This is a genomic window from Salipaludibacillus aurantiacus (assembly GCF_900111295.1).
GTDB classification, from domain to species: Bacteria; Bacillota; Bacilli; order Bacillales; family Salisediminibacteriaceae; genus Salipaludibacillus; species Salipaludibacillus aurantiacus.
In genome coordinates this window covers 59,854-85,340 of record NZ_FOGT01000005.1, presented here as the reverse complement: position 1 = coordinate 85,340, position 25,487 = coordinate 59,854, and the positions used below count along the sequence as shown (strand labels likewise).

At 42.0% G+C, this 25,487-nt stretch carries 26 protein-coding genes; 5 read left to right on the top strand and 21 right to left on the bottom strand.

The features are described 5' to 3' along the window. Position 1: 1 nt before the first annotated feature. The 14 genes from BMW59_RS07495 to BMW59_RS07430 form a co-directional block, all read right to left on the bottom strand. Positions 2-622: an XTP/dITP diphosphatase gene (locus BMW59_RS07495; protein ID WP_093049692.1), complete on the bottom strand. Its 621-nt coding sequence runs from the start codon at positions 620-622 to the stop codon at positions 2-4. After that, complete coding sequence (gene rph / locus BMW59_RS07490) at positions 615-1,412, bottom strand: ribonuclease PH (RefSeq protein ID WP_093049689.1); 798 nt, start codon at positions 1,410-1,412, stop codon at positions 615-617. Before rph ends, BMW59_RS07495 begins: the two co-directional genes overlap by 8 nt. 187 nt (positions 1,413-1,599) lie before the next feature. Continuing rightward, the gene (locus BMW59_RS07485) at positions 1,600-2,853 is read right to left on the bottom strand and encodes a GerMN domain-containing protein (protein WP_093049686.1); all 1,254 of its coding nucleotides are present in this window, start codon (positions 2,851-2,853) and stop codon (positions 1,600-1,602) included. Positions 2,854-2,967: 114 nt separating this feature from the next. After that, on the bottom strand, positions 2,968-3,810 hold the full coding sequence (gene racE / locus BMW59_RS07480; protein ID WP_093049683.1) for a glutamate racemase: 843 nt from the start codon (positions 3,808-3,810) through the stop codon (positions 2,968-2,970). A 23-nt stretch (positions 3,811-3,833) separates the two neighbouring features. Continuing rightward, positions 3,834-4,313 carry a MarR family winged helix-turn-helix transcriptional regulator gene (locus tag BMW59_RS07475; RefSeq protein ID WP_093049681.1) on the bottom strand — a complete coding sequence of 160 codons (480 nt, stop codon included), beginning with the start codon at positions 4,311-4,313 and terminating at the stop codon, positions 3,834-3,836. A 244-nt stretch (positions 4,314-4,557) separates the two neighbouring features. Continuing rightward, positions 4,558-6,273: a phosphoenolpyruvate--protein phosphotransferase gene (gene ptsP, locus BMW59_RS07470; RefSeq protein ID WP_093049677.1), complete on the bottom strand. Its 1,716-nt coding sequence runs from the start codon at positions 6,271-6,273 to the stop codon at positions 4,558-4,560. After that, positions 6,273-6,536, bottom strand: coding sequence for a phosphocarrier protein HPr (locus BMW59_RS07465; protein ID WP_093049674.1), 264 nt, complete (start codon positions 6,534-6,536; stop codon positions 6,273-6,275). Before BMW59_RS07465 ends, ptsP begins: the two co-directional genes overlap by 1 nt. Before the next feature lie 259 nt (positions 6,537-6,795). Further along, entirely contained in the window at positions 6,796-7,638 is an 843-nt protein-coding gene (locus tag BMW59_RS07460) for a PRD domain-containing protein (protein ID WP_093049671.1), read from the bottom strand. A gap of 121 nt (positions 7,639-7,759) precedes the next feature. Beyond that, positions 7,760-7,984 carry a helix-turn-helix domain-containing protein gene (locus BMW59_RS07455; protein ID WP_093049668.1) on the bottom strand — a complete coding sequence of 75 codons (225 nt, stop codon included), beginning with the start codon at positions 7,982-7,984 and terminating at the stop codon, positions 7,760-7,762. A 117-nt stretch (positions 7,985-8,101) separates the two neighbouring features. Beyond that, positions 8,102-8,569 carry an acyl-CoA thioesterase gene (locus BMW59_RS07450; RefSeq protein ID WP_093049666.1) on the bottom strand — a complete coding sequence of 156 codons (468 nt, stop codon included), beginning with the start codon at positions 8,567-8,569 and terminating at the stop codon, positions 8,102-8,104. Positions 8,570-8,652: 83 nt separating this feature from the next. Next, the gene (gene sdhB, locus BMW59_RS07445) at positions 8,653-9,417 is read right to left on the bottom strand and encodes a succinate dehydrogenase iron-sulfur subunit (RefSeq protein WP_093049663.1); all 765 of its coding nucleotides are present in this window, start codon (positions 9,415-9,417) and stop codon (positions 8,653-8,655) included. Continuing rightward, positions 9,414-11,186, bottom strand: coding sequence for a succinate dehydrogenase flavoprotein subunit (gene sdhA, locus BMW59_RS07440; RefSeq protein ID WP_093049660.1), 1,773 nt, complete (start codon positions 11,184-11,186; stop codon positions 9,414-9,416). Before sdhA ends, sdhB begins: the two co-directional genes overlap by 4 nt. Positions 11,187-11,208: 22 nt before the next feature. Next, complete coding sequence (locus BMW59_RS07435; protein ID WP_093049657.1) at positions 11,209-11,826, bottom strand: succinate dehydrogenase cytochrome b558 subunit; 618 nt, start codon at positions 11,824-11,826, stop codon at positions 11,209-11,211. 387 nt (positions 11,827-12,213) lie between these two features. After that, positions 12,214-13,563, bottom strand: coding sequence for a TrkH family potassium uptake protein (locus tag BMW59_RS07430; protein ID WP_093049654.1), 1,350 nt, complete (start codon positions 13,561-13,563; stop codon positions 12,214-12,216). Positions 13,564-13,763: 200 nt separating this feature from the next. Here BMW59_RS07430 and BMW59_RS07425 point away from each other — a divergent pair, with 200 nt between their 5' ends. Further along, positions 13,764-14,213: a DUF2507 domain-containing protein gene (locus BMW59_RS07425; protein WP_177174227.1), complete on the top strand. Its 450-nt coding sequence runs from the start codon at positions 13,764-13,766 to the stop codon at positions 14,211-14,213. Between the two features lie 387 nt (positions 14,214-14,600). On the opposite strand, the gene BMW59_RS07420 is transcribed toward BMW59_RS07425, so the two are convergent. The 7 genes from BMW59_RS07420 to BMW59_RS07390 form a co-directional block, all read right to left on the bottom strand. Then, positions 14,601-15,848: an aspartate kinase gene (locus tag BMW59_RS07420; RefSeq protein WP_093049648.1), complete on the bottom strand. Its 1,248-nt coding sequence runs from the start codon at positions 15,846-15,848 to the stop codon at positions 14,601-14,603. 383 nt (positions 15,849-16,231) lie between these two features. Continuing rightward, the gene (gene uvrC / locus BMW59_RS07415) at positions 16,232-18,013 is read right to left on the bottom strand and encodes an excinuclease ABC subunit UvrC (RefSeq protein ID WP_425441260.1); all 1,782 of its coding nucleotides are present in this window, start codon (positions 18,011-18,013) and stop codon (positions 16,232-16,234) included. Positions 18,014-18,215: 202 nt separating this feature from the next. Beyond that, positions 18,216-18,530 carry a thioredoxin gene (gene trxA, locus BMW59_RS07410; RefSeq protein ID WP_093049641.1) on the bottom strand — a complete coding sequence of 105 codons (315 nt, stop codon included), beginning with the start codon at positions 18,528-18,530 and terminating at the stop codon, positions 18,216-18,218. Positions 18,531-18,759: 229 nt separating this feature from the next. Beyond that, positions 18,760-19,731: an electron transfer flavoprotein subunit alpha/FixB family protein gene (locus BMW59_RS07405; RefSeq protein ID WP_093049638.1), complete on the bottom strand. Its 972-nt coding sequence runs from the start codon at positions 19,729-19,731 to the stop codon at positions 18,760-18,762. Positions 19,732-19,749: 18 nt separating this feature from the next. Continuing rightward, positions 19,750-20,520 carry an electron transfer flavoprotein subunit beta/FixA family protein gene (locus tag BMW59_RS07400; RefSeq protein WP_093049635.1) on the bottom strand — a complete coding sequence of 257 codons (771 nt, stop codon included), beginning with the start codon at positions 20,518-20,520 and terminating at the stop codon, positions 19,750-19,752. 81 nt (positions 20,521-20,601) lie between these two features. Further along, positions 20,602-21,384, bottom strand: coding sequence for an enoyl-CoA hydratase (locus tag BMW59_RS07395; protein WP_093049632.1), 783 nt, complete (start codon positions 21,382-21,384; stop codon positions 20,602-20,604). A gap of 159 nt (positions 21,385-21,543) precedes the next feature. Next, the gene (locus tag BMW59_RS07390) at positions 21,544-22,131 is read right to left on the bottom strand and encodes a fatty acid metabolism transcriptional regulator FadR (RefSeq protein WP_093049629.1); all 588 of its coding nucleotides are present in this window, start codon (positions 22,129-22,131) and stop codon (positions 21,544-21,546) included. A gap of 178 nt (positions 22,132-22,309) precedes the next feature. Between BMW59_RS07390 and BMW59_RS07385 the strand changes: the two genes are divergently transcribed. From BMW59_RS07385 to BMW59_RS07370, 4 genes are read left to right on the top strand one after another with little or no spacing between them, the layout of a single operon-like run. Continuing rightward, on the top strand, positions 22,310-23,707 hold the full coding sequence (locus BMW59_RS07385) for a cbb3-type cytochrome c oxidase subunit I (protein WP_093049626.1): 1,398 nt from the start codon (positions 22,310-22,312) through the stop codon (positions 23,705-23,707). An 18-nt stretch (positions 23,708-23,725) separates the two neighbouring features. Then, positions 23,726-24,244, top strand: coding sequence for a cbb3-type cytochrome c oxidase subunit II (locus BMW59_RS07380; protein WP_093049623.1), 519 nt, complete (start codon positions 23,726-23,728; stop codon positions 24,242-24,244). A 33-nt stretch (positions 24,245-24,277) separates the two neighbouring features. Beyond that, positions 24,278-24,727, top strand: a complete 450-nt coding sequence (locus tag BMW59_RS07375; RefSeq protein ID WP_093049620.1) for a c-type cytochrome — start codon at positions 24,278-24,280, stop codon at positions 24,725-24,727. A gap of 32 nt (positions 24,728-24,759) precedes the next feature. Then, positions 24,760-25,254 carry a DUF1269 domain-containing protein gene (locus BMW59_RS07370; RefSeq protein WP_093049617.1) on the top strand — a complete coding sequence of 165 codons (495 nt, stop codon included), beginning with the start codon at positions 24,760-24,762 and terminating at the stop codon, positions 25,252-25,254. Positions 25,255-25,487: the final 233 nt, after the last annotated feature.

Sequence of the window (25,487 nt, the reverse complement as noted above, 5' to 3'; positions counted from 1 at the left end):
ATCACCTTTTCAGATCAGTTTCATCCTCAACCCACTTATCCCAAAGTTTATTGAGTTGTATCAGCGCATCAGCCCGGTGGCTCAGCTTGTTTTTTTCTTCTCTAGTCAGCTCAGCCATTGTTTTATTTAATTGAGGAAGATAAAACAGCGGATCATATCCAAACCCGTGACTGCCTTGAGGCTGTTGCGTTATTCTCCCTTTACATTCTCCTGTAACTGTTTTCACTTCTCCTCCCGGAAAGCAGACAGCAAGAACACAAATAAACCTGGCTGACCTTTCCTTACTTTCAACATCTTCAAGTTCCTTTAGAAGTTTTTTGTTGTTTGCTTCATCATCTTTTTCCGCCCCGGCATAACGAGCTGAATAAATTCCCGGTTCCCCATTGAGAGCATCAACAGAGAGACCTGAATCATCGGCTAAGACAGGCCGGTTTATTATTTCCGAGATAGTTTTTGCTTTTTTTATCGCATTTTCTTCAAACGTATCTCCGTCTTCGACTACATCAATTTCTTCTTCTAAATCTAGCAGAGATTTGACTTTGAGCCCTTTTTTCTGAAAAAAAGCATCGAACTCAGCTACTTTACCTTTGTTTTGTGTAGCAATAAATATTTCTTTATACATCCTTTTCCCGCTCCTCATTATTGCTAACCCGGGTATAAGACCCACTGGCATCATCCGCTAACTTAAGACCAAAGTCCCCTAAAGCTTCTATTTGAAGATCAAAAAGTTCGTTTATTCCTTTTTCTGCTAAATCAAGCATGTCATTCAGCTGGCTCCGCGAAAATGTTGCTTCTTCTCCAGTTCCCTGTACTTCTACTAATTGGCCTTCGCCGGTCATTACTACGTTCATATCCACATTTGCCTGGGAATCTTCAATGTAATCGAGATCTAAAATTGCCCGTTCCTCTTCATTTACCCCGACAGAAATGGCAGCAAGACAGTTTTTAACCGGATTTTTTTTGATTTTTTCTTCCTTAATTAATTTGTCAAAAGCTAAGCCCATGGCTACAAAGGCGCCTGTAATGGAGGCTGTTCTCGTTCCTCCATCTGCCTGAATAACGTCACAATCTATCCATACTGTTTTTTCCCCTATTGCTTCCAAATTAACTACAGATCTGAGGGCACGTCCGATCAAACGCTGAATTTCCATTGTCCTGCCTGTAATTTTTCCTTTAGAGGACTCACGAATATTCCTCTGTTCTGTTGCTCTCGGAAGCATCGCGTATTCGGCTGTAATCCACCCTTTTCCCTGCCCTCTCATGAAAGGCGGCACACGGTCTTCAACACTTGCCGAACAAATAACTTTCGTATCGCCGAAAGAGATTAGTACCGAGCCTTCCGGATGCTTTATGTAACCGGGAATAATCTCTACCTTTCTAAGCTGATTGTGTACACGGCCATCATGACGCATAACATACCACTCCCACTCTTATAATTATGTATTCATTTGCATTTATCGAGAAGGTGAAACTTTCTTAAAGAATTGCTCTGTTAATAAAGCTGATTAAGTAAAAATAAAAAGAGAAGCAGCCGGAAAAGCTACCCCTCTTATGATAAGTGTTTCCTATCTTAATTTCAAACCCCCACAGAAGTATTTCTTAAAAACGGCCGGTGTTTACACGCTCAGGCCTAACAATTGGTTCTGATACAGACTGCCCGTTGCTGACCAGAATTTCCTGTTCAGAATCAACCTTAAGCGATACTCTTTCGACCCCCTCCTGCTCAGTAAGAGAAAGAACAATCATATTTAACACATTTTCAGAGACAGCAGTGCCTTCAAGCTGACTTAATAACGCTTCATTGAAATTCAGAGTCACAGTCCCGTCAGTATAGTCAGGTTTCTCTAAAAGTTCAGCCTCCTGCCGGAAGTCTGTCAGCAATCGGGACATATAGTCAGGTCCTTCAAGCAGTTCATTTACGATCGCTTCGTATTTATCCTCATTTTGCGAAATCCTTCGAGTGACAGGGACATAATAAGTCTCATCTTCTGTCTGCGACAGGAAATAGACAATCACAGAATCGGTGGCTGTCAGATCAGCCTGGTCATTCATTTCTAAATTAATGCCGTGATCCCTTGTGTACCCTTGGCCTAAAGGCGTGTTATTTTGAGGCATTGCATCAAGCTCTTCCCCATTCATTTTTAGTTGTACTCTGTCTATCCCCTCCAGCTCTGTAAGAGTCCAGGTGAGGGACTGAAGAACTTGCATTTCCTGCGATGGATGATAATCACTGAAAGAATCATTGAAATCTACAGTTACAGTTCCATCTTTGCTGCGTTTCGTATCGAGTACTTCGGTACCTGCTGGCAATACAGCCTGGAATCCGTTTGGCAGGAGTTCGGTTACAGGACCGTCCTGCACCAGGCTTTCAACTAAATTTTTAACCTCGTTGTCTCCCAGTATCAGACTCATTGATTGAGGAGCAACCATTCCGTTACGGTCTACCAGGTACACTTCATGAATATCCTCTTCTGCAGCCACTTGTCCGTCCTTTTCCTCTGTCATCTCCTCATCATTCGTCACCGGGCCGCCTTTTTCCTCTGCTATATCCTCATCTTCCATCACCGGACCGCCCTTTTCCTCAGCCATTTCTTCGTCTTCTTCAGCCCACTCAAAATCGTCCAGCTCCTCATTGGCGTCCGGATCATCCGTAATGGAACTGATTTGGCCTTCATCCAAATTCTCTATCACTTCCACCTCAAGTTCATCTTCATCCTCAATATAATCAATTTGTGGCGGATCGATTTCTTCCAGAACATCATCTGTCGTTTCTGAGCCACATGCACTAAAGAGGACGACTATTGCCCCAAAACCAATAGCCGCCGCCCCTTTCATTTTCCAACCGCGCAGCATCGCATTCCCTCCTTGACTGTTTGTACTATGATGTATACGAGCTTTTTCTTTTTTTAGACCAGGAGAATACTTTAAAATAAAAAAACACAACGCTTTTTACACGTTGTGCCTTAGCTAATTCCTCCAGCCGGCCGCTTTTATGTTTTGGAAATAAGCGGGCAGCCTTAAATTTGTTTCCTTCACTTTAAGGCCCCTGCACTTCAGCCAGTCTTCGGCTACTTTTTTAAAGGTGGCGATGGGGCCTGTCGTATAGAAAAGATGAGACGGCTCTGTTTCACCTGTATAAAGTAAATCTTTATGGTATAACAGCGCACTGACTTCTAACGCTGTCTCGTCCCCTGAACAAATGACCTTTACCCTATCCCCTGCCTCTTCGCTGATCTGAGAAGCAATGAGCGGGTAATGAGTGCAGCCTAAAATAAGACTGTCTATGTCATAGGCCAGAATAGGCGCCAACGCTTCAGAAATTACTTTCTTAGAATGAGGGGTATTAAACTTACCTGTTTCAACCAGCGGAACAAGCGTAGGACAAGCTAAACTGACTACCTTTACTTTATTATTAATGGCAGTTAATTCACGATGGTAAGCCCCGCTCGAAATTGTCCCCTCTGTGCCGATCACTCCTACGTGCTGATTCTTTGTCGTTTTTAACGCGGCTGTCGCTCCAGGATGGATGACACCTAGCACGGGGATAGATAACTTCTCCTTCGCTTCTTCCAGCACCACGGCCGTAGCTGTATTACAGGCGATAACTAACAGCTTAATATCATGGGAGAGGAGATAATCAATCATCTCCCAGGTAAATGAACGGACTTCTTCCTGGGATCTGGGTCCATATGGGCATCTCGCCGTGTCACCGATATATATGATCTCTTCTTTAGGTAATTGTCTGATAAGTTCAGATACGACGGTCAGTCCCCCAACACCTGAATCTATTACTCCAATAGGTTTTTTCACTGTCAAACGTCCTCTTTCTTTCCTTAAAATGACTTCCAGGTTTTAGCATCTTTTTTCATTTCATCAAAAAGATATTTCAAGCTTCTTTCAAGAAAATCAACGTCCTGTTTGGAAAAATCGTCCAGTACTCCTTGCAAATATCCTTGCCGCTGATTTATAACTTCCCGGATAATAGTCGCCCCTTTATCCAATAAGTGGATCCTGACGACCCTCCTGTCATTCGTGTCTTTCACCCGCTCAACCAGGTCATTTTTTTCCATGCGGTCCACAAGGTCAGTTGTTGTGCTGCATGCTAAATACATTTTCGAAGATAATTCACCGATAGTCATATCACCATATTCATGCAGCCACTGAAGTGCGACAAACTGAGGAGGAGTTATAGGAAAGTCACTTAAGATTTCCCTTCCTTTTTGTTTGACAATATCTGCAATCATTCGTAACGATTTCTCGATGTTTTCAACTTGAGTATGCTCTAGAGTTTGCTGCTTTTCCTGTTCAGGCATTTCCTTGCTCCTTTCGTATAACGAAACATGTTGAACACCTATATTTTCCCGTTTTTTGCTGTGAATTTCAAGTCTCTTAGGAAACAAACCAAAGAAAAACTTGGCATTAGCCTAAATTCCCTCCAGAATTTATAGTAAAACCAACTGTGATAATTATTAGAGGCTAAAGTAAAGAAAACGCTGATTCACAGCAAACTTATGCTGTAAATCAGCGTATTCAGCAGCTAAAAATCAGGTGACAATTTTAAAGAAAAGTCTTCTCCACCAATTGTTTCACTTCTTCTGCTGTATTAAGCTGAAGTGCTTTTTCTGCTGCCTTTTCAGCTTCCTCTTTAGTTATCTGGCTGATTTGGCTTCGAGCAGGGAGCACTGAGGTTGCACTCATACTGAATTCGTCTAACCCAAGACCAAGCAGCAGAGGAATAGCAGTTTCATCTCCAGCCATTTCACCGCACATACCTGTCCATTTTCCTTCAGCATGTGAGGCATCAATAACCATTTTAACCAGTCTTAAGATCGCAGGATTATATGGCTGGTACAGATAAGAAACCTGTTCATTCATTCGGTCCGCTGCCATTGTATACTGGATTAAATCATTTGTTCCTATACTGAAGAAATCTACTTCTTTAGCAAATTGGGGAGCCATAACTGCCGTTGAAGGTATTTCAACCATTATACCAAGTTCGATAGAGTCACTTACTTCTGTGCCTTCCTTCGTAAGTTTCTCTTGTTCTTCTTCAAGCAGGGCTTTCGCCTGTCTGAATTCATCCAGAGTGGCGATCATTGGGAACATAATTTTAAGGTTGCCAAACGCGCTTGCTCTTAATAACGCTCTCAGCTGGGTACGGAAAATATCATCCTTTTCCAGGCACAGCCTGATTGCACGGAAACCAAGGAAAGGATTCATCTCTTTCGGCAGATCCAAATAAGGAAGTTCTTTGTCTCCCCCGATATCCAAAGTACGGATGACGACAGGTTTCCCGTCCATGTCTTCCACTACTTTTTTATAGGCCTCAAACTGTTCCTCTTCTGTAGGAAGCTCATCCCTTCCCATATAAAGAAATTCTGTTCTGTAAAGGCCGATCCCTTCAGCTCCGTTATTCTTCACGCCCTCAAGGTCGTTTGGCGTTCCAATATTTGCAGCTAATTCAACGTGCACCCCGTCTTTAGATTTTGAAAGCTCATTTTTAAGCTTGGCCCATTCTTTTTTCTTTTCCTGAAAATCTTCCAGCTTTTGCTTATATTCATTAAGCTCAGCTTCTGACGGGTTGATAATGACATTACCTTCAAGACCGTCAATAATTACCATTTCCCCGGCCTCAGCTTCCTGTGTAACCGTTTTCGTGCCTACTACTGCCGGAATCTCCATTGAACGCGCCATAATAGCTGAGTGGGATGTTCTCCCGCCAATATCTGTTACGAAACCTTTGACAAAATCCTTATTAAGCTGCGCCGTATCAGAAGGCGTTAAGTCATCCGCTACAAGAACAACTTCTTCATTTAACTCCGCCAGTGAGACCATAGGCTTGCCTAAAATATGGGCAAGAACTCTTTTAGAGACATCGCGGATATCCGCTGCACGTTCTTTCATATATTCATTATCCATTGTTTCAAACATGGTTACGAACTGGTCTGAAACTTCTTTTAACGCGAAAGCAGCGTTGACTTTGTCATCTTTAACTTTCTGACGGATAGGATCTACTAATTCCGGATCACTGAGGACCAGAAGGTGAGCAGAGAAAATCTCTGCATGTTCTTCGCCAAGATCATTTTTTGTCTTTTCTTTAATAACCTGCAGTTCGCCTTTTGCTTTTTCTAAAGCTGCATCCAGACGGTCTGTTTCTTCTTGAACGTTTTCAATAGTTTCCTTTTCCACTGTCAAATCGGGCGTCTCAAGACGGAAAACCTTTGAGATCGCGATGCCGGCAGATGCAGCAATTCCGCTTAGATTTTTGGACATTATTCAGACAGCCCTTGTTTCATAATTTCATCAAGACCTTGGATAGCTTCTTCTTCATCTGGACCTTCTGCTTTAATCGTTACTTCTGATCCCTGGCCGACACCAAGAGACATAACACCCATAATAGATTTTAAGTTAACGGACTTTCCGTTATATTCAAGTGTGATTTCAGACTCATACTGCCCCGCTTTATTAACAAGCTGCGTAGCCGGACGAGCGTGGATACCTGTTTCTGCTGTGATAGTAAATGTCTTTTCTGCCATGTTAAACACTCCTTAGATTCATTATAATAATTTAACTTTACAGATGATTATAAACAAACTCGTTCACTAATATTAATCATACCCAATAATCCAGCTTCTCACGCTAAATTACCTGTTTTCCAATAAAAAAAGCATGAGTAAAGTTTGTCTATGAAAAGAACATGCCCGCCGGGCCATGCGCGTATGTGCTGCATTCCTAATCATAAACTCGCCTCTTTACTCATGCCTGATCATATCAGTAACACGTAAACGGGTTTGTTTAATTATGTTGTTCCATTAATGTTCTGACATACAAAGTTAACTGTATCACTTCTGAATCATTAATGGACACTCCTGTTGATTTCTCAATCATCCGTACTAAGTTCCGAGAAATATTATAACATAGGCTTTCTTTCTCCTTCAAGGAAAAAATAATACTTTTGTCTAACTTTGTCGTATTTCCGGTTAATGGATCATCTATTATGTTTTTTAAATGGCGCACAAAACGCCGGAACTGAGGCATATCTTTTTTAAGTTCCAAATCGAGTTTCTCTTCCACATAACGGACACAGCGCGTAAGGATATCCGATTCTTTATTAATTACTGAATGGCTGTCTCTAATGGCACTTTGAATATGAAGAGTAATAAAACCTGTTTCTGCCTCAGGAAGCTTGTACCCTGTTTTTTCATAGATAAAATTCACCACATCCCCCGCAATCAGGTATGTCTGATGATAAAGCCACTTCGTTTCGGTTAAGAAAGGGTTTTTAATGTCGGTTTCATCTTTTGTTCTTTGTAAAGCAAGAACCATATGCTGTGTTAAAGCTGAATGAATTCGCTCTATCAGTCTGAAGCCGATTGCATCGTGGATTTTTTCAATAGCTTCGTGAATAACCAGCAGTGTTTCTTCCGTTTCTTTAGTTACCAGCTTCATGTATTTTTCCTGTTCTATTTCATCCACAAGAGAATATAGCTTATCATAGGTTTTAGCTTCAAAAACCTCTCCGCTTTTTTTTCCAAAGCCTATTCCTTTTCCAATAAAAACAACTTCTTTCCCATTTTCTGATTCAGCAATTACCACGTTATTATTTAAGGCTTTCTGAAATTTATAAGGTCCTTGCATAGTTTGACACCTTCTTCTTTTAAACACTATTTGACGATATCATATCATAAATACTATGCAATCTTACAGTCAGCACAAGACTGATTGAAACCCGGCTCCTTACTTAAGAAGCCGGGTAACATCAGATTTTCAGTTCGCCTAGTCTTACCAACTCAATAACTGCCTGGGACCGCCCCTTCACCCCTAGCTTCTGCATTGTATTGGAAATATGATTACGAACTGTTTTTTCGCTTATGAAAAGGTGTGAAGCTATTTCTTTTGTTGTTTTGTCTTGTACGAGTAATTCAAAAACTTCCCTTTCACGTTTTGTCAAAAGCGGTTTTGGCCTGAAATCATGATCTTTCATACATTCACCCTTTCTTGCATGGGCTGTTTTTTTATATTTACGGCGAATATTTAGTCATGACTATAGTATGTGGCGGCTTTCACGCCTGTGACAGGAATTGGTGAAAAGGATATTAAGTTAACGTAAACAGACTGACGCCCCCTTTTTTAATGACTCCACACTTTGCATATCCCATGAAACGGACTTACCGGTTTCTTTGGAAACTTGAACGATTCTTCCTCTTCCCGTTACGCACACTTCCCCGTCCTCATTTTTGATAGCATAGTGGATTTCTACAGACGATCTCCCAATTTCAGACACTTTAATTCCTATTTGAAGAGGTTCATCAAAGAAAACCTGTTTTAAATAATCACAGTGAAGGTCTGCCGTGACAGGGATTGTTTCACCTCTCTTATCCATCCAGTAGGCCATCAATCCGCATTCTTTAAAAAACTGGATACGGGCATGTTCAAAATATACGAAAGGAACTGTATTGTTCAGATGGCCGAATGCATCAGTTTCGGAAAAACGTACAGTGACAGGATAATAATAGCGAAAATCATTCTCCCACACTTCAAAGTCTTTAATATATTCAGGCAATTTCATAATATCACTCCCATTAAACGAATGAATGTTCATTCATTTTGTTATATAAAGATAAGGGGCCCGAAAGCCCCTTTCGTTAAAACTTAAGCTGTATTGTCTGAACCAAAGAAGTTTTTAAAAGATTGCAGTGTTGTTGCACGGTTCATAGCAGCGATTGAAGTTGTCAATGGAATGCCTTTAGGACAGGACTCCACACAGTTTTGCGAATTCCCGCAAGCGGCAAGTCCGCCATCTCCGTCAATAAGAGTCTCCAGCCTTTCAGCTTTATGCATAGCACCTGTCGGATGAGCATTAAACAAACGGACTTGTGAGATTGCTGCAGGCCCAATAAAATCTGATTTACTGTTGACATTCGGACAAGCTTGCAGACAGACTCCGCAAGTCATACATTTAGACAGTTCATAAGCCCATTGTCTTTTAGCTTCAGGCATTCGCGGTCCTGGACCCAAATCATATGTGCCATCAATAGGTACCCAGGCTTTCACACGTTTAAGGGAATCAAACATTCTGCTTCTGTCGACAGTCAGATCGCGCAAAACCGGGAAAGTATGCATGGGCTCCAGTCTGATCGGCTGCTCTAACTGATCAATTAATGCTGTACAGGACTGCCGGGGTTTACCATTAATAATCATTGAACATGCTCCGCAAACTTCTTCAAGACAGCTTGCATCCCAGGCTACTGCAGTAGTCGCTTTCCCTTCAGCATTTACCGGATTCCGGCGAATTTCCATTAAAGCGGAAATAACGTTCATATTTGGGCGATAAGGCAAATCAAATTTTTCTTCGTAAGGTTCACTGTTCTGATCCACCTGGCGTTTGATCACGAGTTGAATTGTTTTTTCACTCATGCCTTTTCACCTGCCTTCTTCTTGGAAGTATAGTCTCTCTTACGAGGAGTGATTAAGGAAACATCCACATCTTCATATTCGAAATCAGGCGAGAGAGTTTCCGGATTAAATTTCGCCTTTGTTGTTTTCAGCCATTCATCGTCATTCCGATCAGGGAATTCAGGTTTATAATGGGCTCCCCGGCTTTCATTTCGATTATAGGCTCCTATAGTTATGACTCGCGCCAGATTCATCATTGAGCGAAGCTGTCTGATAAACGCGGCACTTTGGTTAGTCCATTGTGCGGTGTCATCGATACTGATATTTTTATAGCGTTCAAGCAATTCAACAATCTGGTCATCAGTATTTTTGAGTTTATCATTTTCCCTCACAACGGTTACGTTATCTGTCATCAGGCCGCCGAGTTCCTGATGAAGTTTAAAGGCATTTTCCTCGCCTTTCATACCAAGAATTTCATCAAATTGTGCTTTGTCTCTCTCTATCTGCCGGTCGTAAATCCCGCTGGACAGCTCATCAGCTGTCTTATCAAGTCCCTCAATATACTCTGCAGCTTTAGGGCCTGCAACCATACCGCCGAAAATAGAAGAGAGCAGTGAATTTGCTCCGAGACGATTAGCTCCATGAATAGAATAATCTACCTCTCCAGCTGCAAACAATCCTGGTATATTGGTCATCTGATTATAGTCAACCCAAAGGCCGCCCATAGAATAATGCACTGCAGGGAAAATTTTCATAGGTACTTTACGAGGATCGTCACCCATGAATTTTTCGTAGATTTCCATAATCCCTCCGAGTTTGATATCCAATTCTTTTGGATCCTTATGGGAGAGATCAAGATAAACCATATTTTCACCGTTAATACCGCGTTTCAGGTCCACGCAGACGTGGAAGATTTCCCGTGTTGCTATATCACGCGGCACCAGGTTTCCATAGGCTGGATACTTTTCTTCAAGGAAGTACCACGGTTTTCCATCTTCATCATAAGTCCATACCCGGCCGCCTTCACCGCGGGCAGACTCACTCATCAATCTAAGTTTGTCGTCTCCCGGGATGGCTGTCGGGTGGATTTGAATAAATTCACCGTTTGCATAGTAAGCTCCCTGTTCGTAAACAGCTGCCGCTGCATATCCTGTATTAATCATTGAGTTAGTTGATTTTCCGAAGATAATCCCCGGACCGCCTGTCGCCAGGATCACGGCGTCACCGCGGAAAGACTCAATCGCAGAAGAGTTAAGGTCCTGGGCGGTTATTCCTCTGCAGACGCCGTCATCGTCAAGGACTGCGTGAAGAAACTCCCAGCCTTCATATTTATTTACAAGCCCGCTGACTTCGTGGCGGCGTACCTGCTCGTCTAACGCGTAAAGAAGCTGCTGGCCAGTTGTGGCCCCCGCATAAGCTGTTCGGTGATGCTGGGTTCCTCCGAATCTTCTTAGAGCAAGTAATCCCTCTGCTGTCCTGTTGAACATAACTCCCATCCGGTCAAGCAGATGAATAATTCCCGGCGCTGCGTCACACATCGCCTTTACCGGCGGCTGATTTGCTAAAAAGTCCCCGCCGTAAACCGAATCATCAAAGTGTTCCCAGGTGGAGTCTCCTTCACCCATTGTATTTAAAGCCCCGTTAATTCCTCCCTGAGCACAGACGGAGTGGGACCGTTTTACAGGGACAACTGAAAATAAATCCACATTCATTCCTGCTTCTGCTGCTTTAATCGTTGCCATAAGACCTGCCAGGCCTCCCCCAACAACGATAATTTTTCCTTTGCTCATTATTAACACTCCTTCTATTTAGCTATCCGACAAAAGCTAAGATTGAACGAATTCCAACAAACGTTAATGCCACGAACACTGCCGCAGTAACGAAAGTTGAAATCCGCTGTGATCTTGGGGTAATTGTAATGCCCCAAGTGACGGCAAATGACCAAAGTCCGTTCGCAAAGTGGAACGTTGTTGCCGTAATCCCGATAATATACAGAATTAATGCGAGTGGGTTTTCAACAATTTCAGCCATCATATTAAAGTTTACTTCTGTCCCCAATGCTGCCGCCACTCTTGTTTCCCATACATGCCATGTTACAAAAATCAGGACAATAACTCCTGTAACTCTTTGAAACCTGAACATCCAGTTTCTGAAATAGCTATATGTAGAGGTATTATGCCTCGCCTCAAATGCAATATAAAGACCGTAAACGGCGTGAAAAATAAGCGGTAAAAAGATAAGAGTAATTTCCATGAAATATCGGAATGGAAGGTTTTCCATAAAATGAGTAGCCTGATTATAAGCTTCAGGACCTCTTACAGCAAAATAGTTAACTGATAAATGGACAATCAAAAAAGCCCCTACTGGAATAACACCTAATAAAGAGTGCAACCTTCTGTAGAAAAATTCTCGGTTTTGTTTTACGGACATCTAACTCTCCCCCTGTAATATAGTTTTCTGGAGATTTATCACGTACAAAAAAGCGAGCCCCCTTTTCTAAAATTATTAAATTAGTACTCTGTCAACAGGCGAAATCGCCACAAGTTTGAAAAAAATATGACAATTTCATTTTACTCCTCTCGACCAGCTTCGTCAAGAAAGCGGATACACCTATTATTTTAACAGAAAAGCGTTCATAGCAGCACAATCTTACAAATTTTCTGATTAATATAATAGTATTTTACCAGAAAAAAAACATAATTATAAGAGAGACGCCCTTTCATGCGAAAGAGGCGCCTTCATTTATTTAAATGCTAATTTAACTCCCTGTGTTCAGACGTTAGCATGGTATTTTACCAAAATATTTTTTCTGACAGTTTAACCTATAATAATTCTTTCGGTTGGATATTTATAAAGGGTCTTCTTCTCACGTGCCCGGATCGAGAACAGGAACGCTACAAGCCCCACCCGTCCTATAAGCATCAGACCCATTAAAGTGATCTGGCTCGGAAGCGTCAGGTCAGGTGTGATTCCCATTGACAGTCCGCAAGTCCCGAAAGCTGAGCTGGCTTCAAATATAATCGCCATTAATTCCAGTTCCCTGCTCCCTTCAAAAGCTGCGATGAGTATAATTGATAAGAAAAGCCCTACTATAAACACAGAAAGTACAATAAAAGCTTTCTGACGGTCTTCCTGATGGATTTCCCTCCCAAAAACTTTCACGTCACTTCTCCCCATGGCAAAACTTCTGATAGTCAAAAACATAACAGCAAGGGTGGTTGTTCGTATTCCGCCGCCTACACTCGATGGACTTGCTCCGATAATCATCAAGGCAGAAAGGAATAGTAAACTTGCCAGCGTGAGCTGGGAGACATCCATCGTCGCCAGTCCGCCGCTCCTCGCTGTTGCTGAATTGAACATTGAGAAGAAAAGCTGCTGATGCCAGCTGAGACCATCATAAAATTCGTTACGCTCAATAATCCAGAGTACAGCCATTCCTACAACAAAAACTATAAAATAAGTGGCTGTTGTAATCTTTGTAAACAGGCTGAATCTGAAATTAGGATCTTTACTTGAAAAATAAGCCCTCAGCTCCATTAAAACAGGAAAGCCGATTGCTCCCGCAAATATTAGCAGGATGTTTACAAGCTGGACAAAATAGTCATCAGCAAAAGGAATAAGCGACTGCCCAGTCACATCAAATCCAGCGTTTGTAAAGGCTGACAGGGCGCCAAAGGCCCCCTGGTAATACGCTTCTCCCACAGTGTCAAAATAATTTAAATAATAAGTCCCCAATATAAGCGCACCGATAATTTCTATAAGTAGGGCGACCAGCAAAATACCTCTCATCAGTTTGACGAGGCCGGCAAATGAAATCTGATTCTGGTCCACCATAATCAGCATTCGCTGGGATAAAGGGATTGTCTTACCAAGAACCATCCATACAAAGGTCCCAAGCGTCATGACTCCTATACCTCCGAGCTGGATAGCTGCAGCTAGGAAAAAGATCCCAAGACTGCTGTATGTCTCTGAAACGTTGACAACTGTGAGTCCTGTGACACTTACAGCACTGACAGACGTAAATAAAGCTTCAGAGTAGCTGACCGAAACTCCTTCCTGGGCGGAGACCGGTAAGAACAGAAAGACACTGAAAAAAAACATGGCTATTATGTATGAAATTACTATAATTCTAAAAGGGGTTAAAAGTTTTCCCATCTTCATTTTCATTAGCCAGTACCTCCCAATAAATACGGGCTTTAGTATACCACGCACGAAAGTCCGTTTCCATATGCTTCTCCAATTTTTATTTCTTAGCAAAAGTCTTTCACCAGTCTTTTATAAAAATAACCAACAGATTTTTTCTTTTATGATAAGATAAATATCATGTAGTTTTCAGATGAAACAACGAGAGACGAAGGATGAGAAAAATGACTGATAACAAGCATTCTAAAGAAGAAGAACGGACACCTCAAGTCCCTGCTTACAGCTATGATTTATTAAGGCATGAACTTTTGCCGGAACTGTTAGGCAATGATGAAACGGTTATTCTTTACTGGGCGGGAAAATCCATTGCCAGAAATAAAATGTCTGCCATAGAATCGTTAGGGATAGAGAATTTTTTTAAAGAGGCAAACTGGGGAAAGGTACAGCCGGCCAAAGAAAAAAGAAACGAAAGAATTTATGAATTGGAAGCTCCGCATCAAAATAGCGAACGGCCATTTTCTCTGGAAGCAGGCTTTTTGGCTCAGCTCCTTGAAATGGAAAAAGGGGTTGTTTCTGAAGCATCCTGGGAAATTAAGCGAAAAAAACCGTTGACTGCTGCCATTACAGTAAGATGGGATAAAAAAGACCCTTCCAATCCAGAGGGCGGAGTTTAACCGAACGAGGGTGCGATACACTTATATAAAAAGGAATGGGCCTCACGGTATCCATTCCTTTTTATATAGGGGGTTCGACTGTGTTGCTCCTCCAGGCCTTCCTCCCTCGGTCAATTAAGTTATTTAACAGCCTTAACTTCTTTCATTGAAGGACAGAAGGCGGCGACGCCCGAAGGGTTAAGGCTGAAGATCCAATTCAACGAAGCTCCTAGCTGAGTAGAATTTAGCTGAAGACAAGCCCCTGGGCAAGCGCCCGCCTGGCGGACTGAAATTACTGCTTATACTCTTTTTCAGAGGCTATCTTCTTTAACTGTAAAAACGAAACTCCGAACAAGTATTTGTCCGGAGTTCTTTATGGTTACTATTCTCTTTGTCTAAGCCTCTTAATTAAGCTTTAACTGCTTCAATTTTAGCTTTTTCTTTTGCATCTAATCCGAAGAACGAATGAAGCGCCTCTACCGCTTTCACCATATCCTGCTCCGGCACTACAGCTGACACCGCAATTTCAGACGTACTTACCATTTTAATGGCCACTTCCTCGTCTGACAGTACAGTGAACATGTCTGCGGCTACACCTGGGTTGGACACCATACCTGAACCCACAATTGAAACTTTGGCCAAAGTACTCTCATGGCGGATTGTACTGTAGCAAAGGTTGACTTTATTGTTATGCAAAACATCAAGCGCTTTACCAAGACTTGCTGTATCAATTGAGAAAGAGACATTAAGCCCGTGGTCAGCGGTCATTTGCTGAATAATAATATCTACACTGATTCCCTGCTCTGCAAGCAGAGAGAAAAGGTTTGACATCGTATCATACTGGTTTGGCAAGCGTTCTATCGTAATCTTTGTTACATCTTCTTCAAACGCCAGACCTCTTACAATTAAGTTTTGTTCCATTGGTGCTTCCTCCTCAACGATCGTACCTTCAACGTCCTCCATACTTGAACGTACAATAAGAGAAACGTTGTAGTTTTTAGCAAATTCAACTGCTCTTGGGTGCAAAACTCCGGCTCCTAAGTTTGCCAGTTCAAGCATCTCATCATAAGAAATTCCGTCTAATTTTCTAGCGTTTTTAACGTAGCGGGGATCAGCGGTAAACACTCCTGTAACATCCGTATAAATGGAACAGCTCTCCGCTTTTAGTGCAGCTGCCAAGGCCACTGCTGTTGTATCTGACCCTCCGCGTCCAAGAGTTGTGATATCACCGGTTTCACTCACTCCCTGAAATCCTGCTACCAGTACAGCTTTCCCCTCATCCAAGTGCTGCTGAACATTTTCGGTTTTTATATCCGTTATGCGTGCATCCTGATGAACATCTTCCGTTTCTATTCCAGCTTGCCACCCTGTTAAGGAGACTGCGTCTACTCCCATTTCTTTCAACGCCATGACGACAAGTGAGATTGTTACTTGTTCACCTGTTGTCAGCAGCATATCCATTTCTCTCGGATCAGGCGAATCTGTAATATCATTCGCCAATTCAACCAGTTTATCAGTTGACTTTCCCATGGCAGATACGACCGTCACTACTTTTTTGCCTTCATCCATTTTCCGCTTAATTCTTTCGGCTACTCTTTTAATTTTTGTCACATTCCCTACAGATGTTCCTCCAAATTTCTGAACAACCGTTGTCAATATGAACGCCTCCTCAACCTATTGCAAACATTTTAGTTTTTTTACCAAGCTTTTTGCCACTCACTTTTGAGAAGACCTTCAAAGATGAAAGCTTCCAAAAACTCATAATTCAATGAATGTTCCGATTTTTCAGGACAGAATGATGGTTTTGTAAAAAATGATTAGGACTCCCCTTTAATAAAAAAGCGGCAGAAGACGTGTCTTTCTGCCGCGTTCGGCTTTTGTAACAAAAGTACTTTAAGCCGTCCGTAGAGATAGAAAGTCCGCCATCCAAGTGATTGCCATACTTTAACGTCCAGAGCATGGAATCTTTTTCAAAAATTCTGCCAAACTCATTTAATAGATTAACAAACGGCTATAATGATGGCAACACGGATCTATCGTCATTTATTCCCTTCATCGTCGATGACTCTTCTTAAGGTTTCAGCAACGGACTGAGGTATCCCTACACTCTCTATTTCTTCCAATGACGCCTCTTTTAATCTCTTCACAGAACCAAATTCCTTTAACAGCAAGCGTTTTCGCTTTTCTCCAATTCCTTCAACTTTATCTAAAATAGAGGTAAACATTGTTTTTTTCCGAACATTCCGGTGGAAACTGATTGCAAATCGGTGAACTTCATCCTGAATTCGCTGCAGCAAATAAAATTCCTGGCTTGTTTTAGAAAGAGCCACTACTTGCGGAGGATCGCCTATCATCAATTGGGACGTCCGGTGTTTTTCGTCTTTGACTAACCCGCAGACGGGGATAGAGAGATTTAACTCATCTTCCAGTACACTTTGTGCTGCGGAAATCTGCCCTTTACCTCCATCGATGACAATTAAGTCCGGCAGCGGCATTTCTTCTTTTAATAGCCTGAGATACCGTCTCCGGACCACTTCTCTCATTGATTCATAATCATCAGGGCCCTTTACCGTCCTTACTTTATATTTACGGTAATTTTTCTTATCTGGCTTTCCATCTACAAATGAGACCATCGCTGACACAGGATCTACGCCTTGGATATTTGAGTTATCGAATGCTTCAATCCTGTGAGGCGTATCGATATTCATTGCCTGGCCAAGCCTTTCAATTGCATGAATTGTTTTTTGTTCATTCCGTTCAATTAAATCAAACTTTTCTTTAAGGGCGAGTCTGGCATTTTTCGTCGCTAACTCCACCAATTCCTTTTTTTGTCCTCTTTTCGGCTGAAGAGCTTTTACATCTAAAAATTGCGAGACAATCTCAGGATTGGTCCCGTCAGGTAAAAAAACTTCCGATGGTTTTTTATGATGGGCTTCAAGGTAAAACTGTCCTAAAAACGTGTAAAAATCATCTTCCGGGTCTTGGTAAGTTGGAAATAATGAGACATCCCGCTCAATAAGTTTACCTTGTCTGATAAAAAATACTTGAATGCACATCCAACCTTTGTCTACGTAATATGAAAAGACATCTCTGTTGACCTGATCGGTGAGAGTCATTTTCTGCTTTTCCATTACAGCTTCAATATGCTGAACCTGGTCTCTCAACTCTTTTGCCCGTTCAAAATTCAGATCTTCAGAAGCTTTAAGCATCTTTTCTGTCAGGTTCTGCTTCACTTCCTGGTGCCCGCCGTTAAGAAATTTTGCAATTTCGGAAACCAGCTGGTCATTTTTTTCTTTAGTTACGGTAAACTCACACGGGGCAAGGCATTGGCCTATATGGTAATAAAGACAGACACGGTCAGGCAGTGTCCGGCATTTCCGCAAAGGATAAAGACGATCAAGCAGCTTTTTTGTTTCGTTGGCCGCCTGGGCATTTGGATAAGGCCCAAAATACTTAGCCCCATCCTTTTTCACTTTCCTTGTAGTAATCAGCCGGGGATGCTCTTCCTTTGTAATTTTTAAAAAAGGATAGGTTTTATCATCTTTTAAAAGAATATTATATCTTGGCTCATATTTTTTAATTAAATTTTGTTCCAGTACAAGAGCTTCCAGGTCGGAAGAGGTCACAATATATTCAAAATCGGTAATTTCACTTACGAGCCGTTGGGTTTTTTTGTCATGTGAGCCGCGGAAATACGATCTGACGCGGTTTCGAAGAACTTTAGCTTTTCCCACATAAATAACGGTATCATGTTTATTTTTCATCAAATAGCAGCCTGGCTGAGAAGGCACAAGCTCAATTTTCTTTTTTAATTCCTCCATAATGAGACTCCTTTAACTGGCTGATACTACCACTATATCATGGTCATTTGGCTTGTTTCCACAAATAAGGAAGCAGCGGCGGCCGTACACGTGTTAACGTAGTCAGAGTTAATCTTCTTTAAGTACAAAAGCGAAAAATCCGGACAAATATCGTAAGACGATATTTGCCCGGATTTCTTTAGATGAGTATTCATTTGCACTATTAGAGATGTTTATTTAACGTATCAGCGAGAGCATCTTTAGGCTGAAAACCAACAACCTGGTCTACAACTTCTCCGTCTTTGAGTACAAGTAGTGTTGGAATGCTCATAACACCGTATTTGCTTGCTGTTTCCTGGTTTTCATCTACATCAAGCTTAACGATTTTAACTTTGTCGCCCATATCGCTGTCAAGCTCCTCAAGCACTGGGGCGATCATTTTACATGGTCCGCACCACGGTGCCCAAAAGTCTGCAAGGACAACCCCCTGGTTTGTTTCACTCGAAAAATTCTGGTCTGTAACATTTACAATAGCCATTCACTATTCCTCCTCTAATTAATCATACAATTACATTTAAATTATTACCCTCCAAGGTATTATACCCTATCCTTAATGAACAGGAAATTAATTTGCTCAGCTACCTTAGTAGGTTAACCAAATTTAAACTTACTACCCATATCATAACTAATTTTAATAAATGACGCAAAAACAATGCTTAAAACCCCTGCAAATAAATAATTGCAGGGGCGTATTAATTTACTGTCTCTTAAACAAGCACTTTCTTAAATTCTTCTGTTAATTTAGGGACGACGTCAAATAAATCTCCCACGATGCCATAATCGGCAATTTGAAATATTTCTGCTTCCGGGTCTTTATTTATTGCAACGATTACTTTAGAGTTAGACATCCCAGCAACGTGCTGAATCGCCCCGCTCAGGCCTACTGCAATATACAAATCAGGAGTTACCACTTTTCCTGTTTGTCCGATTTGCATTGCATAATCGCAATATTCCGCATCACAAGCCCCACGTGAAGCTCCAACTGCAGCGCCTAACACTTCTGCAAGTTCGTCAAGGATTGAGAAGTTTTCCTTTCCTTTCATCCCTCTTCCTCCAGCAACAATAACGGAAGCTTCTGAAAGGTCCACACCGGAAGTTGTGTTTTTAACTACATCAGTTATGATGGTTTGCAGATCTTTAATCTCCACCTCAAGACTTTCAGCGTCGCCTGAACGGCTGTCGTCTTTTTCAAGGGCAGGTATATTGTTAGGACGAATAGTTGCAAAAATTAGTCCATCTTTAACGACTACTTTTTCAAAAGCTTTTCCTGAATATATAGGCCTTGTAAAAATAACTTCGGAACCGGCACTTTCAATAGCTGTTGCATCAGATACAAGACCGGATTTCAAACGGCTGGCAAGCTTTGGCGTGATGTCCCTGCCAATTGATGTGTGTCCTGCCAGAATGGCGTCCGGATCTTCTTTTTCTATCACTGCTTGAAGAGCTTGGGCATAGCCTTCTGGAGTATACTGCGATAAATTAGCATGTTCGACTGCGATAACACGGTCCGCACCGTATTTAAAAAGCTCATTTGCTTTGTCTGCGACACTATCACCACAAACAACTCCTACAATTTCACCTTCACTATCTATCTCTTTTGCCGCAGCAATCGCTTCATAGGAAACATTTCTGAATTCGCCGTCTCTTATCTCAGCTATAACAAGTAATTTCTTAGACATAATTATCCTCTCCTCCTGTTATATCACTTTTGCTTCATTTTTCAGTAAAGATACTAATTCGTTTACCTGGTCATCAATTTCACCTTCAAGAATTTTTCCTGCTTCTTTTTCAGGTGGAAGATACCGCTCTACCGTATTAGTTTTTCCTTCAACTTCATCTTCGTCTAAATCCAAATCATCAAGATCGAGCGTTTCCAGAGGTTTCTTCTTCGCTTTCATAATTCCAGGTAACGAAGGATAACGCGGTTCATTCAGTCCTTGTTGGGCAGTAACTAACAGAGGGAGTGATATTTCAATAAATTCCTGATCCCCTTCAACATCGCGTTCAATTTTGGCTTTCCCGTCTTCGATTTCTATATTTACAATAGAAGTTACATGGTTAATTCCCAAATTCTCGGCAAGTCGCGGGCCTACCTGGCCTGATCCGCCATCAACAGCAATGTTTCCTCCCAGAATAATGTCCGCTTCCTGGTCCTTAAAGTAAGCTGCCAGAATAGCTTCCGTAGAGAACTGGTCCCCGTTTTCTACATCTTCATCTTCAATTAAAACAGCTTTATCGGCTCCCATCGCGAGTCCGGTACGAATTTGTTTCTCTGCTTCTTCGTCTCCAACCGAAACAAGTGTCACTTCACCGCCGTGCTCATCGCGCAGCTGGATCGCTTCTTCAATGGCATATTCATCATAAGGATTGATGATGAATTCCGCCCCGTCTTCTACAATTTCCCCGCTATCAATTTGAATTTTTTCTTCTGTGTCAAAGGTTCGTTTCATGATTACATAAATGTTCATTTATGTCCCTCCCAAAGTTTATTATTTACTGTCTTTTACAGTAAAACGCTTTCATAAAAGTGCTAAATAAACCTTCTTTAATCAACGGTCTTCAAACTTCGGCTTTCTCTTCTCCATAAATGCCTTTATCCCCTCGGACGCATCATAGGTTTCTGAGACATCACCGAATCGGACGGCTTCAATTTCCTGGCCTCTTTCAATCGGCTCATTTCCTGATTTCTCAATAAGTTCAAGGACATAAGAGACGGAATGAGAGCCTTTATTGCTTATATTTTCTGCAAACTTTTTTGCCTCTTCCATAAAGTTTTCGCCAGACAACGTCCGGTTAACGAGTCCCGCTGCCACCGCCTCTTCCCCTGTAATTGGATCTGAAGTTAACAGCATTTCAGTCGCTTTTGCTTTTCCAACTAATTCAGGGAGCCTCTGAGTCCCGGCAAATCCAGGGACCAGACCAAGCTGAAGTTCAGGCAGCCCAAGTTTTGCGTCAGGAGCCGCAAGTCTTATATGGCAGGCCATAGCAAGCTCAAGTCCGCCTCCCAATGCCGCGCCGTGAATAGCAGCTATGACAGGTTTGGTCATGAGTTCAATCTTTCTGAAAACCCTTTGGCCTTCCCTCGACATTTCTCTGAACTGATCTCCGTGCTTCACAGAAGTAAATTCTTTAATATCTGCCCCTGCTGCAAAGAAACGTCCTTCTCCATGTAAAAGAATCACTTTCACACTGGCATCTTCAGAGAATCTGTCAAAAGCTGTTTCAACTTCCTGAATCATTTGTTGTGACAGCGTATTAGCCGGGGGATGAGACAAAGTTACTATGCCTATCCGCTCTTCAGTATGAACATTAATAAGCTTAAATTCTGACAAATGCTACACCCCTTTCCAAAAAGTCTATTAATTTGGCTCTGTTAAAAAGCTGAGTTTTTTTAAAACACCGACTTTCACGTTGGAGCTTAAGATGACCGGGTGACTTGAGCCAGCGGTGGGAAAGACCCCGGTGGAGAAAGCAACAACTATTAACAGAGGCTAATTTTTAGAGAGACCTTTTAATAACATGCGGTGAACCGTTTCTGCAAGCGGAGCCAGGTCATACCGGTGGTCCTTCATTACCCAGTTGGTCACTACCTCATCAATAGCCCCGAAGATCAGCTGCCTGGCAATCCTGAGGTCTAAGTTTTCTTCAAAAATGCCTTTTTCCACCCCTTCTTTCAGAACGGAATCAACCAATCCTAAATACCCCTTTAGTACTTCATTTACCTTATTACGAATGGAAATGTTCGATTGCCGAAGCTCAAGCTGCGTAACGATAGCTAAATCATGATCCATCTCCAGTTGCATAAAATGCATTTCGATCAGAATAAGCAGTTTTTTTTCGACAGATGATTCCTCATTTAACTTTTCTGAAATCGCGTCAACAAAGCTACCCATTTTTTCTTCAAATAAAGAAATTAAAATGTCTTCTTTATTTTTAAAGTAGAGATAGATCGTCCCGTCTGCAACTCCGGCTTCTTTGGCAATTTTAGAAACCTGGGAGTGATGGTAACCATTTTCCGCAATGACTTTTACAGCTGCATCAATTATCTGCTCGTATTTTTGTCCCCGTTTTTTCCCCATTCAATCACTTCCTCAAACATTTCCTCTTTTACTGAATGATTGTTCATTCATGTTCTTATTTTAGAGTATTCTGTCGTTTCTGTCAATTGCACAATGTAGTTTCTAATATTTTGAAGAATAAGGAAAAATATAACGGGCACCTTAATATTCAGACTAAAACAATATAAGGAGGAATAAAATGCCGTCGCCTTCAACTAAAAAAGACCCTTATTTGCCTTCTAAAATCTATCTTTATTCGTCATTATTCTGGTTAGCTCTCGGAATGATATACGGCTTGATTCTGTCCTTAAAGTTTCTGTGGCCTAACTTTCTGGCTTTTGGTCCTTTTCAGGTCTTTTTCCAATATGGAAGAATCCGCCCCGTACATACAAATCTTGTTCTTTTCGGATGGCTTACCATGGCCAATATAGGTGCTCTCTTTTATGTTATTCCTAAATTGTGCAGGAATCAACTGTCTTTTGAAAAAATTGCAGCAGGCACGGGAATTGTGTGGAATATTATTGTTCTTGCAGGTACAGTCGCTTTAACTATGGGATTTACCACTACTACCGAGTATGCGGAGTGGCCTTTATGGATAGATGTCCTGGTTATCCTGGGAATGGCTGCTGTGGCCCTTGTATGTTTTGCCACTATCGCTACCCGCAAGGAAAAACAGCTCTATGTCAGCTTATGGTATTTTATGGGGTCTCTTATATGGCTTATTGGCCTTTATATTATTGGAAATTTGCCTTATAAACTTTTATCAGGCGTCCCTCAATTTCTTATTTTCTGGTTTTACGGCCATAACGTCATCGGTTTGTGGTTTACCACTGTAGGAGTAGGCCTGATTTATTACCTTTTGCCGTATTTAACAAGAAACCCTTTATACAGCCATAAATTATCCCTGATCGGCTTTTGGACCATTGCCACGTTTTACGTCTGGAATGGACCTCACCATCTTCAGAACGGCCCAATACCTCTGTGGCTTATGAAAGCAGGAGTCATCCCTTCAGTTCTGCTGATTATTCCTGTATGGTCTGTTCTCGCCAATGTTTTTGGAACATTAAAAGGAAAATGGCATGCGCTATCCAGAAATACACCGCTGAAATTTTTAATTGTTGGGGCAGTTTTTTATCTGGTGACTTGTCTTCAAGGTCCTTTTCACTCTTTGCAAGGTCCGAGTTCAGTCATTAAATTCACCGACTGGGTACCGGGCCATGCCCACTTACCATTGTTTGGCGCTTTCTCTTTTGTTGCCTTTTCTTTTATGTATGTGTTTCTGCCCAAGATGCTTAAAACGAAACTCTATTCCAATAAACTAATGGAATGGCACTTCTACCTGGCCGTAACCGGGATGTTTTTATTTGCGTTTTCTACTTGGTCTGCCGGAGTACTTGAAGGGTTTGCCTGGATTGAAGGTGCGCAGTATGGCATGCAGTTTGTAGAAATGCTTATTTCCATGCGTCCGTTTTTTGCCATTCGGGCGGTGGCTGGTGTTGCCATGTTAATAAGCTCTTTCGTATTTATTTACAACCTTGCAATGACCATTATAAAAGCAAATCGTAACTCACAAAATGAAGAAATAAGTGCCGGGTAATTAAAAGGAGGTTCGCTAATGAGCGGGTATGAAGATGAGAAATCGATGCTGCCATATATCATCGGAGCTGTTATTTTATTCTTTGTGGGTACGGCAGGCACGACATATCTCCCTTTTTATGATGACCAGATGCAGGCTCCCAACCAGAACGCAGAATTACGCCATTTATCAGTGGAATCTTCTGAATACCGGGGCAGAGAAGTGTATATCCGGGAAGGCTGTCATACGTGTCATACCATGTTTGTAAGGCCTGTTCTTGCAGACAGCAGCCTTGGCCCTATTTCACAGCCGGCGGACTATTATTATGATGCGCCTGCTATGCTTGGGACTAAACGGACCGGGGCAGACTTAATGTGGGTAGGAAACCGCTGGAACGAAGATTGGCACCGGGAACATCTATTGAATCCGCAAAAGGTTCTGCCCGGGTCTATCATGCCCCGGTATGATTATTTGAGTGACCAGGATCTGGAAGATTTAATTGCTTATCTGATGAGTTTAAAACCCTCTCCGCAAACGGAGGGAAGACCTGTTGAATAAATGATTATACGCGGCTAGAAGTGAGGTGAAACCATGAGTCGAGACGATGAAAAAATCAATGAATCTTCTACCGTAGAACCTGATGGAGAAACTAAAGAAGAGGAGCCGCCTGTCCATTCAGTAGTGGAAGGATCTGGAGGATTTAGAATCGGCAATGCAAAGGTTCCGCCGTTTCTTATTGTTACATACCTAGTGTTGGCGATTTGGGCATTCGGTTATGGAATGATGGCCGTTCCTCTTAACCAAACAGCTGAAACAGCCGCCGATGGGGAGGCAATATTTGAACAGAGCTGCCTTGGCTGCCACTCGATTACGGATGAACCTAAAGTAGGCCCTGGACTCGAGGATGTGCACCTTAAATATACAGAAGAAGAACTGCAGTTAATTCTCGTAAATGGAATCGGCGAAATGCCTTCATTACCTGCACTCGGCTTAAATACAGAACAGATAAAAGCTGTAAAAGACTATGTACAGACCTTATAGCTCCCCACATCAATTAGAAAGGAGTGATAAAATTGGAAAAACATCTTGTAACTGTGTTCAACAATTTACACGAAGCGGAAGAGGCTTTTCATGACTTGCTTACAATCGTTCCCAGGGAGAGTATTTCTTTTGTCCATAAAAAAGATGGCAGCAGTGGAGATACAGCAGATGTTTCTATGGACCATCCTCTAAACGGTATATTAACCGGCGGGGCTATAGGCGGGGCTGGCGGGGCGCTTTTCGGAATGACTACCTTGATGTTTCCGGGTTTAGGAATCCTTCTGGCCGCCGGACCGGTTTACGGTGCCATTGCCGGGCTCACTGCTGGCGGGTTTATTGGAGGGCTGACCGACCTCGGAATTAATCAGCATGAAGCAGAAAACATAGAAAGCCATGTGAAGTCAGGAAAAATAGTCATTACTGTTGAAGCGAAGGACAGCCAAATACAGCCGGTTATTGACACATTAAAAAGACATGAACCTGCGTATTTATCAGAAGAGCCGGTATCAAAAGGCGGTTTTGAATAGAAATGTAAGCTGAGTTGACATATCGCAGGAGCAATCTCTTCTCTGCGACGAGTAAACGCAGGAGCAACGGCAGGTAACCACTATCCCGGGTACCTCTTCGGGAAAGTTAGTTGAAGACACCCCCCAAAGCTTCTGGCGAATTAAATAATTCTATAAAAAAACATCCGAACAATATTCCGTCAAAAAATATTGTTTCGGATGTTTTACGGGTTACTCTTCTTTTGTCTCAGCCT